Below are 9,708 nucleotides of genomic sequence, written 5' to 3'. Positions count from 1 at the left end.
GCGCAACCCCGAGGCCACTCGCGACAGTTTCACCGCCGATGGCTGGCTGCGCACAGGCGATCTGGGGCGCAAGGACGCGGAGGGGTATTTCTATGTCACCGGACGCCTCAAGGAGTTGATCATCAAAGGTGGCGAGAACATCGCCCCGCGCGAAATCGACGAGGTGCTCTACGCGCATCCCGATGTGGTCGAGGCCGCAGCCTTTGCCCGCCCCTGCCCGCATTATGGCGAGCGGGTCGAGGCGGCGGTTGCGGTCATACCGGGATCGACGCTGACCGAGGAAGCTCTGTTGGCGCTCTGCGCGGACCGGCTCGGGGCGTTCAAGAGCCCCGATCACATCCACTTTTTGCAAGAATTGCCGAAAGGACCATCCGGCAAGATCCAACGCGTCAAACTCCGGGATTTGTTGCCGCAGGATTTTGAACCCAATCCCTGACGCAGCTGCGGACATCGCAAGCAATCACGCGACGCTCTTTTTCTGCTGACCAAGGTCGATGGGCAACGGGCCCTGCAAGGACACGGGAGAGAGGGCGCGGGGATTGATGCGCAGGGCGCGCAGCGCGTTCAGGATCACGAGAACATCAATCGCCTCTTGCAGCAGGGCACCCTGCACCGGCGTGAGATAGCCACAGGCGGCGGCGATCATGCCAACCACCGAGAGGCCGATCCCTGCAACGACACTTTCCACCGCGATCCGGCGCGCGGCGCGGGCGATCTCGATCCCCGGCACCAGCCGGTCGATACGGTCCACCAAAAGCACCACATCCGCCGCCTCGGCCGAGGCTGCAGCCCCGCGCGCGCCCATGGCCACGCCAACATCGGCGGCTGCAAGCGCAGGCGCGTCATTGACCCCATCCCCCACCATCATCACCGGACCGCGCTTGCGCTCGGAGAGAACCAGCAGAACCTTTTGATCCGGCGTGAGGCCCGCCCGCACCCCATCGAGACCAAGCCCCTCGGTCACACGTTCGGCCACGTCGGCGCGGTCGCCCGTCGCAAGCAGGATGCGCCGGACGCCCTCGCGCCGCAGCCCGTCCAGCATGGCACCCGTGCCATCGCGGAGCGGATCGGACATCACCAGATGTCCCACCATGTGACCGTCAATGGCGACGGCAACCAGAACTGATCCGGCGGCCATGCTGGACGCCGCGCCGGACACGCGCCCGACACGCCTGGCGACAAAGCCATCCCCGCCCACAATGACGCGGCGGCCCTCGACATTACCCACGACCCCCTCACCGGCGAATTCTGCCACCTCGGTAGGCACGGGCAAGACAAGGCCCCGCGACTTTGCCGCCGCGACGACCGCCTGTGCCACGGGATGCTTCGACGCCTGATCGAGGGCTGCGGCCACGCGCAGGATCTCGTCCTCGCTCGTGGCGTCCGCGCGCGCGATGGACACGATCTGCGGGCGACCATCCGTGAGCGTGCCGGTCTTGTCGAGGATCAGCGTGTGGATACGCGCCATGGTCTCGAGTGGACCCGCACCCTTGATAAGCACGCCAAAATGTGCGGCGCGCGAGAGGCCCGCCACCAGTGCCACTGGAACGGCCAAGATCAGCGGACAGGGCGTGGCCACGACCAGCACCGCAACCGCCCGGATCGGATCGCCCGAGACCCACCATGCGGCAAAGGCAATGGCGACCGTCACCAACAGGAACCCAAGCGACCAGCGGTCTGCCAGCCGGGACATCGGCGCCTTGGACGCCTGAGCCTCGGCGACCAGTCGGACGATGCCGGCATAGGTGCTGTCTTTGGCAGGGCGCAGGGCTGTGAGATCAAACGCCTCGCCCGCATTGGTGGCTCCGCTCATCGCCTCAGCCCCACGCATCAGCCGCACCGGAAGGGATTCGCCCGTCAGCGCCGATGTGTCGACAAAGGCCGCTTCAGACGCCACCGCGCCGTCAACCGGCACAACATCCCCTTGCCGGATCAGCAGCCGGTCACCCGGTGCAATCTCGTCGAGGGGGATATCCTCTAGCCCGCCGTTCCGATGCCTTGTCGCCGTGCGTGGCACCCGCGACAAGAGAGCGTGCATCTCGCGCCGGGCGCGGCCTTCGGCAAAGCTTTCGAGAAAGGTGCCGCCCGAATACATCACCGCGACCACCGCCGCCGCAAGGGTTTCGCCAAATATCAGTGCCGCCGTCATGGAGAGCGCTGCCACGATATCGAGACCCACCTCGCCCCGGCTAAGGCTGCGCAGGATCTCGATCACAAGGGCTGCGAGCGCGGGCAGAACCCCAGCCGTCCAAAAAAGGTCGGCGATCTTGGCCTCACCCGCAAGATAGAACCCAAGCCCCATGACCAGACCGGCCACCGCCAGCAGCAGGAGCGCGGTCTTGAGGCGGTCCGATCCGGTTTGGTCCATGCGATTTGCGCTCCATTGCAAGGCACGCGCCTTGCGCTATGCGCATGATCGCTCAGCCCGGACATGGCGTCGAGTCCGCGTTTTAACGCAGGTTAGCCTAGTTCGTTAGAGGAGGGTCAAACTCAAAACGCGAAAGGTCCATCACCATAGTGGAATGGCAGTTCGGTCCAGACCCCACCCGCGCCCGTGTCAATCAGCGCGCATCCCGTGGGCCCCGTCATGAACCCGACCGGCGCGCCCGCCCGTAGGTCGAGCGCAAACGCACTACAGCAGGACGGGGCCGTTACAACCGGATGCCGCCCCAAAAGGCCATGATAGACACCATGCACATGCCCCGCCAAGACCCGCACCGGCGCATCATGCCGATCCAGCACGAGGCGCAGGGCGTCAGGGTTCTCCAGACCGATGGCATCCATGAAGCGGATACCGGTCCGAAGCGGCGGATGATGCAGCGCGACCAGTATCTGCCTGCCCCCCGCCGCGGCGAGCGCCTCGGACAAGAGCGCGAGACTTTCGTCGCGCAGAACACCGCCGCCCTTGCCTTCAATCAGCGTATCAAGGCCAATGACGCGCGTATCCCCGATATCTGCGATCCAGTCGATCAGGCCTGTTCGCCGCATCTCGGGCAGGTTGGAAAACCCCGCTCTGAACGCCTCTCGATCATCGTGATTGCCCGGCACCACCAGCAATCTGTGCCCCAATCGCTCGAGTTCCCGGCGCGCAATCTCGTAGCTCTCGGCGCTGCCATCATCGCTGATGTCGCCAGTCACAAGAACCGCATCCACCGGCCCAATTGCATCAAGCCGATGGATGAGCGTGTCTATCGCAACCCGCAAAAGGTGGGCTGTGTCGAGTTGACCAGAGACCAACTGCCCCTCGGGGACCACATGAAGGTCCGACAGATGAATAAATCGCGCCATGCTCTATTTGATCCCTGTGCGCAGAAAGGCCTGCACGAACTGCCGCTGAAAGACGAGAAAGGCGACCAGCAAGGGGGCCACGGACATGATCGTTGCCGCCGAGATCACGCTGATGTTCACGCCGTTTTCGGGCGCACCAAAGATCGACAGACCGACAGTCAGCGGTCTGGTATCGGGCGAGTTGGTGACAATCAGCGGCCAGAGAAAGTTGTTCCAATGGGTCGACACCGACACCAGCGCATAGGCGAGATAGGTAGGCCTCGCGAGGGGCACATAGACCCGCCACAGAATACCGAACCAGCCGCAGCCCTCGACGCGGGCCGCATCGTGCAATTCGATCGGCACACCCTTGAAGGCCTGACGCATCAGGAAAATACCAAAAGCAGACGCCATATAAGGCATCCCCACGCCGAGGATCGTGTCAAAGAGCCCAAGGCGCGAGATCATCACGTAATTCTCGACGATGAGAACCTCAGGCAGAATGAATAGCTGCATCAACACCAGAATGAACACCACATCCCGGCCCGGAAACCGCACCTGCGCAAAGGCGAACCCCGCCAGCGTCGTAACAAAGAACTGCCCGATCAAAATGACCGTCACCAGAAGGAAGGTGTTGAGAAAATACTTGAGCCACGGCGCACCAGCCCATGCGGTGCGGAAATTGTCCAGCGTCCATGGCGCGGCGAGGTTGAAATTGACCGCATCCGAGGTCGTGTGAAACGCCGCCCAAACGGCAAAGACCAACGGCGAAATCCAGACCACCGCCAAAAGGAGGGCACCAAAGGTTTCGAGATGTCGGGACAAGCCGCTCATTGGTAATGTGTCCGCCTGTCGAGAATGGTGAATTTGATCCCTGCCACGAGGCCGAGCACCAGCAGCACAAGGATCGTCATCGCCGCCGCCTGCGGCGCATCGAAAAACGCGAATGCCATTTCCCAGATGTAATAGAGGATCAGTTTCGAGGCGTCGTTGGGCCCGCCCTTGGTCAGGATGAAGAGATGGTCGATCAGCTTGACCGAATTGATCAGGGCGTTGACCATGATGAAGAGCGTGGTCGGCATCAAGAGCGGCAGCACGATCCGGCGCGTATAGGTAAGGCGACTGGCCCCCTCGATATCAGCAGCTTCCTTTAGGTCTTCGGGAATGGTCTGAAGCGCGGCGAGATAGAAGATCATGAAAAACCCAGCCTCTTTCCAGATCGTCACGATGATGACCGCCCAAAGTGCGGTTTCCGGCTGGCCCAGCCAATTGACAGACGGCAGACCAAAGAGCGCGCCGATCTGATCCAGAACGCCCAGTCCCGGCGTGTAATAGAACAGCCAGAGATTTGCGGCAGCAATCATCGGCAGCACGGTGGGCGTGAAATAAGCGGTCCGCACAAAGCCGCGTGCCGGGATCTTGGAATTGGCCCACAGCGCCATGCCAAGGGCAATCGCAATGGAAATGGGAATCGTAGCACCCGCATAGATCAGGTTGTTCGTCACCACCTTCCAAAAGGTCGGATCGGCGAAGAGGTCGGTGTAATTCTCTGTGCCCACGAATTCACTGGGTTTCCGGCGTGTTCCACGGCTGAAGACGCTTGTCCATAGCGTCGCTAAAGACGGGTAAACGGCAAAGGTCGCGAGCAGAATCGCGGCAGGCGATAGCAGGAGCCATCCGTAGATCGCCTGTCTGCGGCGCTCGATGTTCACGTGGTTTGCCATGATCGGCCTTTTGCCCTATCAGATATCGGCGCCGGGCGGGTGCCCGACGCCGATGGAACGCAATTCCGCTCGACGGATTACCGGTAGTCTTTCAAGAGCCGATCTGCGGCCTCTTGCGCCTCGGCGAGGGCGTCAGCGGGCGCTTTGCTGCCCGTCAAGGCCGCCTGAATGGCGTTGTTGAGCCCGTCGCGCACGCGCGCTGTCTCGAAGGTCGAGAATTCGGCGACGGCGTTTTCAAGCTGGTTGCGGGCTACAAGAGCCGGTGGGAACTCTGCGGTATAGGCCTTGAGCGCTTCGGTCTCATAGGACGCGGGCGACACGCCCATATAGCCGGTTGCGATCGACCACTCGGCGGCCTGTTCGGGCGCTGTCATGAACTCGATCAGCTTGAGGGCTGCGGCGCGCTCTTCGTCGGTGGTGTCCTCGAAGACATAGAAATTGCCCCCGCCAGTGGGCGAGCCGGGCCGCACATTCGCCGGAAGCACCGACACCCCGAAATCAAAGCTGGCTTCGTTCTTGACCGCTGTCAGGTTGCCGGTGGAATGCCACATCATCGCGGTCTGCCCTTCGAGAAAGGCCTGACGCAGCGTGCCCCATTCGACCGTGCCTTCGGGCATGATGCCATGCTCGGTCGAGAGCGATTTCCAGAATTCCAGTGTCTCGACGACTGCCGGGTCATCGAAATAGGTTTCCAGCCCGTCACCCGACATCAGCTCTTTCCCGTTCTGAATGGCGAGCGCCTGAAACATCCAATAGGGATAGCCAGTCGAGGGAATCATCAGCCCATAGGTGCCATCCTTGGTCAGGGCCTTGCCCATGCTCACCATCTCGTCCCAATTTGCGGGCGGGGCCTCGGGATCAAGACCTGCGGCGCGGAACATGTCCTTGTTGTAATAGGCCACGATGGTCGAGCGTTGGAACGGGATACCCCATGTCTTGCCCTCGATCCGGCTATTGGCCATCAGCGCGGGATAGAAGCTGTCGAGCCAGCCTTGGTTTACGCCTTCGATATCCTCAAAGGCTATAATCTTTTCCTGCTCGATCAGGTCATAGGCGTCGATGGAGAAGAGCACCGCCAATTGCGCAGGTTCCCCCGAGGCCATGGCCGAGAGCGCACGCACGCGCGTGTCATCGTAATTGCCCGAATAGATCGCGTTGACCTTGATATCCGGGTTGGCCTCTTCGAATTTGGCGACGATGCCATCCACGACTTCGGTCAGCGCACCGCCAACTGCAATCGGGTAATACATCGTCAGTGCGGTTTGCGCCGCGACCGGGGCGGCGGTCAGGGTCGCCAATGCCGTTGCCAGACTGATCTTTCTGATGGTGTTCATGATTTTCTCCCTTGAATTAAACGTGGTCATTCGAACGTGACCTCACACAGTCACGCCATTCGGATGCCGAAGCCTGTTTCCTTCTGTGTCGAAGAAATGCAGATCCTCGTCGGCAAAATCTATTTCGAGGTCCTCGCCCGCCGGAATGTGCCGCAGGCCCGGCATCGAAATCGTAAGCCCGCGTGCGCCCGCATGCGTCAACCCCACGAAGGTCTCCGAGCCCAGGAACTCGCACTCTGAAACCCGGCATTTCAGCCGCCCCTTGCCTGCGTCAGCCATGCGCAGGCTCTCGGCGCGCAGGCCGATCTTGGCCGCCCCTTCAAACCCCGGCAGAGCCGCGCCGTCGATCAGCGCCATGGGCGGCGCGCCCACGAATTCGGCGACAAAGGTGTTGGTCGGGCGGTAATAGAGATCCTCCGGCGCGCCGGATTGCTGGATGCGCCCATCCTTCATCAGCACGACACGATCGGCCATGCTCATGGCTTCGGTCTGATCATGGGTCACGTAGACGACGGTGATCCCGAGATCGAGTTGCAGCTTCTTGATATCCTTGCGCACAGACGCGCGCAGCTTGGCATCGAGGTTCGACAGCGGCTCATCCATCAGGCACAGCGGCTGGTTGGCCACGATGGCGCGGGCGAGCGCCACGCGCTGTCGCTGCCCCCCTGACAGCGCGCTCGGTTTGCGCGCCTCATAGCCCAAAAGCCCGGTGATCTCGAGCGCGCGCTTTAGCTTCTCGCGCCGCTCGGCGGCGGGCACGCGGCGCACTTTGAGGCCAAACACCACATTCTCGGCAACGCTCAGATGCGGAAAGAGCGCATAGGATTGAAACACCATCGACAGATTGCGCTCGGACGGGGCGGCGGTGGTCACGTCCTTGCCATCAATGATGATCCGCCCTTCGTCCGGCAATTCCAACCCCGACAGGAGCCGCAAAGTGGTCGATTTCCCGCACCCGGACGGACCGAGCAGCGCCACAAACGACCCGCGCGGGATGGACAGGGAAACGCCCTCGACACCAAGCTGCCCATTCCAGCGCTTGGCGACATTCTGCACCTCGACAAACGTGTCCGGCATCACTCGGCATCCTCTGCAAAGGTGATCCGATCGCCAAGCTGCTCGACCAGGTGGTCAAACGGCGCAGCAGGCGGGCGGTCGCAGATGATGTGGTCGATCTGGGTGATATTGCCGCCAACGGCAGGGGCGAGGCGGCCGAATTTGCTGTGGTCTATGACAAGAATGGATTTCCGCGCGTTCTGCCACATGCGGTGGGTTGCCCGCACCTCGGCCTGATGAAATTCCAGCAACTCGCCTTCCGCTCCGATCCCTGCCGTTCCAAAAAGGGCGAATTCGGCGCGGTAGCGGTCAAAGAACTCGACGACGTCCTCACCCACGAAATCGCGGTCCGGCAGGCGCAGCTCCCCACCCGGCAGGATGATGCGGTTGGAAATCTCTTCACTCAGCGCCATGGCCGCGCTGAGATTATTGGTGACGATGGTCAATTCCTTCTTGCGATGCAGCGCCCGCGCCACGCTGAGCACGGTCGACCCAATGGAGATAAAGACCGTCGCCCCATTCGGGATCAGCGCCGCCGCGGCATTGGCAATGGCGCGCTTGCCTACAAGATTCGTGCCTGCGCGCTGATCGAACGGCGTGTTGCGCCGCCCCTCTGCCAGTTCGATGCGCCCATGGGAGCGTTGCAACGAGTCGCCGTCGCAGAGGATATCAAGATCGCGCCGGATCGTCTGCATCGACACGCCGAACATCTCGGCGAGCGCGCCCACGCTCACCCCTCCCTGTTCCTGAACGACCTGCTGAATGAGATCGTGCCGCCTGCTTTTCTTGGACGCCATATCAGTTCCCATGGTTTTGGTCGATTGTTGGGCACGAAATGCAACAAAGCAACATTTTTCTGCACAGACTACATACAGATTTTAGGTGAATTCCTAAGCCGCACTTCAAGAATCAACCACTTCTGTTGGGTTTTCTGTTGCTTTCAGCGTTATCGCGGAAATATGACAGAGGTATGAAATGTCGCTTTGTTGTTTTGGACTTTCAATTTTTTACGTGCGCTGTAAGTTTTCCCCAAGCTGGATGTCATCTCCAGTGCTGCGGCGCACGCAGTTCGACCAAGTCAGGGAACCAGCCAAGCTGATGGATACTGTCGCGACCATATTTGACCGCTACGAGGCCGTGCGCCATCGCCTGCCCTCGGCCAGCCCTCCGGCCAGCACATCGCAAATCACATCTCTGCACGACATTGCTGGCCATGCCGATGCCTTTGTCTTTGACGCTTACGGTGTGCTGAATATCGGCGAGTCCGCGATTCCCGGTGCTGCGCAACGCCTGAGGGAATTGCGCGAGATCGGGTGTCAGATTCGGATTCTCTCAAACGCGGCCAGCTACACCCATGCAGGGGCGGTGTCCAAATTCCAGAAACTGGGTATGGGGGTCAAGGACCACGAGATCATCACCAGCCGCGACGCGACGCTGGCGCATCTGGACGGGCGGTTATGGGGATGTATCGCCGCACCACAGGACAATCTGTCCGACATCACGGCCCCCACACGGCGCCTCGTGGATGATCCCACAAGCTATGATCAGGTCGAGGGGTTTTTGTTCCTCTCGACCGAAGTCTGGTCTCTGGACCGACAGGCATTGCTCGACGCCGCACTGTTGAAGCGGCCCAGACCGCTCATCATTGCCAATGCCGATCTGGTCGCCCCCCGCGAACATGGGTTTTCGCTGGAGCCCGGCTATTTCGGGCATCTGCTGGCGGATCGCGGCATCCCAGACGTGCGGTTCTTTGGCAAACCCTTCCCCACGGTCTACGAGATGGCCGCGGCCTCTCTGCCCGGCCTGTCACCAGACCGGATTGTCATGTGCGGGGATACGCTTCACACGGATATCCTCGGCGCTGCAGCGCAGGGCTGGAAGACGGTTCTCGTCGAGCACGACGGGCTCTTCTCTGGCCAGGATACCTGTGCCTATTTCAGTCAGGCCAAGCTCTTTCCGACCTGGCGTCTGTCACGCATCTGACCCCGCGCAGACCACAGACCCGCGTCGCTATTGCGCATAATCCGAGCTTTCGGCGTCCAGAATCGCCTTGAGCTCCGACAAGTGCCGGTCCGCCTGACCGGGATAATCATCAAGCTCTCGTGCGGTCTTTTCCGCCACCTCGTCAGACAGCACCCGCAATGGCCGCCCGGTTTGCAGGGCGCGGATATAGGTTTCGGCGGCGCGCTCGAAGTAATAGAGCCTGTTAAAAGTGTCCGCGACACTGTCGCCAATGACCATCACACCATGGTTGCCCATGATCAGCACCTTGTGGCGCGGGTTGGTCAAAAGCCGCGCACAGCGCGCGCCCTCATCCTCGAATGCCA

9 protein-coding genes and 1 pseudogene are annotated in these 9,708 nt (G+C 61.4%); 2 read left to right on the top strand and 8 right to left on the bottom strand.

The window, feature by feature from the left end:
• Positions 1 to 436, top strand: a pseudogene (locus tag KBT70_RS09830) (AMP-binding protein); the annotation flags it as partial.
• Between the two features lie 24 nt (positions 437 to 460).
• Here KBT70_RS09830 and KBT70_RS09825 read toward each other — a convergent pair.
• From KBT70_RS09825 to KBT70_RS09795, 7 genes are all read right to left on the bottom strand, one after another.
• Positions 461 to 2,368 carry a heavy metal translocating P-type ATPase gene (locus KBT70_RS09825; protein WP_296632111.1) on the bottom strand — a complete coding sequence of 636 codons (1,908 nt, stop codon included), beginning with the start codon at positions 2,366 to 2,368 and terminating at the stop codon, positions 461 to 463.
• 122 nt (positions 2,369 to 2,490) lie between these two features.
• On the bottom strand, positions 2,491 to 3,288 hold the full coding sequence (locus KBT70_RS09820) for a metallophosphoesterase (RefSeq protein WP_296632108.1): 798 nt from the start codon (positions 3,286 to 3,288) through the stop codon (positions 2,491 to 2,493).
• Between the two features lie 3 nt (positions 3,289 to 3,291).
• Complete coding sequence (locus tag KBT70_RS09815; protein WP_296632106.1) at positions 3,292 to 4,101, bottom strand: carbohydrate ABC transporter permease; 810 nt, start codon at positions 4,099 to 4,101, stop codon at positions 3,292 to 3,294.
• Complete coding sequence (locus KBT70_RS09810) at positions 4,098 to 4,991, bottom strand: sugar ABC transporter permease (RefSeq protein ID WP_296632103.1); 894 nt, start codon at positions 4,989 to 4,991, stop codon at positions 4,098 to 4,100. Before KBT70_RS09810 ends, KBT70_RS09815 begins: the two co-directional genes overlap by 4 nt.
• Before the next feature lie 77 nt (positions 4,992 to 5,068).
• On the bottom strand, positions 5,069 to 6,325 hold the full coding sequence (locus KBT70_RS09805) for an ABC transporter substrate-binding protein (RefSeq protein WP_296632100.1): 1,257 nt from the start codon (positions 6,323 to 6,325) through the stop codon (positions 5,069 to 5,071).
• A gap of 42 nt (positions 6,326 to 6,367) precedes the next feature.
• The gene (locus KBT70_RS09800) at positions 6,368 to 7,402 is read right to left on the bottom strand and encodes an ABC transporter ATP-binding protein (RefSeq protein ID WP_296632097.1); all 1,035 of its coding nucleotides are present in this window, start codon (positions 7,400 to 7,402) and stop codon (positions 6,368 to 6,370) included.
• On the bottom strand, positions 7,402 to 8,178 hold the full coding sequence (locus KBT70_RS09795) for a DeoR/GlpR family DNA-binding transcription regulator (RefSeq protein WP_296632095.1): 777 nt from the start codon (positions 8,176 to 8,178) through the stop codon (positions 7,402 to 7,404). Before KBT70_RS09795 ends, KBT70_RS09800 begins: the two co-directional genes overlap by 1 nt.
• A gap of 301 nt (positions 8,179 to 8,479) precedes the next feature.
• On the opposite strand from KBT70_RS09795, the gene KBT70_RS09790 reads away from it, so the two are divergent.
• Complete coding sequence (locus tag KBT70_RS09790) at positions 8,480 to 9,364, top strand: HAD-IIA family hydrolase (protein WP_296632093.1); 885 nt, start codon at positions 8,480 to 8,482, stop codon at positions 9,362 to 9,364.
• Positions 9,365 to 9,391: 27 nt separating this feature from the next.
• On the opposite strand, the gene KBT70_RS09785 is transcribed toward KBT70_RS09790, so the two are convergent.
• Positions 9,392 to 9,708, bottom strand: a 317-nt coding sequence (locus tag KBT70_RS09785; RefSeq protein WP_296632090.1) for a class II aldolase/adducin family protein, incomplete at its 5' end; no start/stop codon positions are given.

Source organism: Roseovarius sp., from assembly GCF_018066915.1.
GTDB lineage: Bacteria > Pseudomonadota > Alphaproteobacteria > Rhodobacterales > Rhodobacteraceae > Roseovarius.
This window is presented reverse-complemented; position numbering and strand designations above follow the sequence as displayed.

Coding starts and splice junctions, on each gene's coding strand:
- KBT70_RS09825 (WP_296632111.1), bottom strand. CDS start 2,368: ATGGACCAAACCGGATCGGACCGCCTCAAGACCGCGCTCCTGCTGCTG.
- KBT70_RS09820 (WP_296632108.1), bottom strand. CDS start 3,288: ATGGCGCGATTTATTCATCTGTCGGACCTTCATGTGGTCCCCGAGGGG.
- KBT70_RS09815 (WP_296632106.1), bottom strand. CDS start 4,101: ATGAGCGGCTTGTCCCGACATCTCGAAACCTTTGGTGCCCTCCTTTTG.
- KBT70_RS09810 (WP_296632103.1), bottom strand. CDS start 4,991: ATGGCAAACCACGTGAACATCGAGCGCCGCAGACAGGCGATCTACGGA.
- KBT70_RS09805 (WP_296632100.1), bottom strand. CDS start 6,325: ATGAACACCATCAGAAAGATCAGTCTGGCAACGGCATTGGCGACCCTG.
- KBT70_RS09800 (WP_296632097.1), bottom strand. CDS start 7,402: ATGCCGGACACGTTTGTCGAGGTGCAGAATGTCGCCAAGCGCTGGAAT.
- KBT70_RS09795 (WP_296632095.1), bottom strand. CDS start 8,178: ATGGCGTCCAAGAAAAGCAGGCGGCACGATCTCATTCAGCAGGTCGTT.
- KBT70_RS09790 (WP_296632093.1), top strand. CDS start 8,480: ATGGATACTGTCGCGACCATATTTGACCGCTACGAGGCCGTGCGCCAT.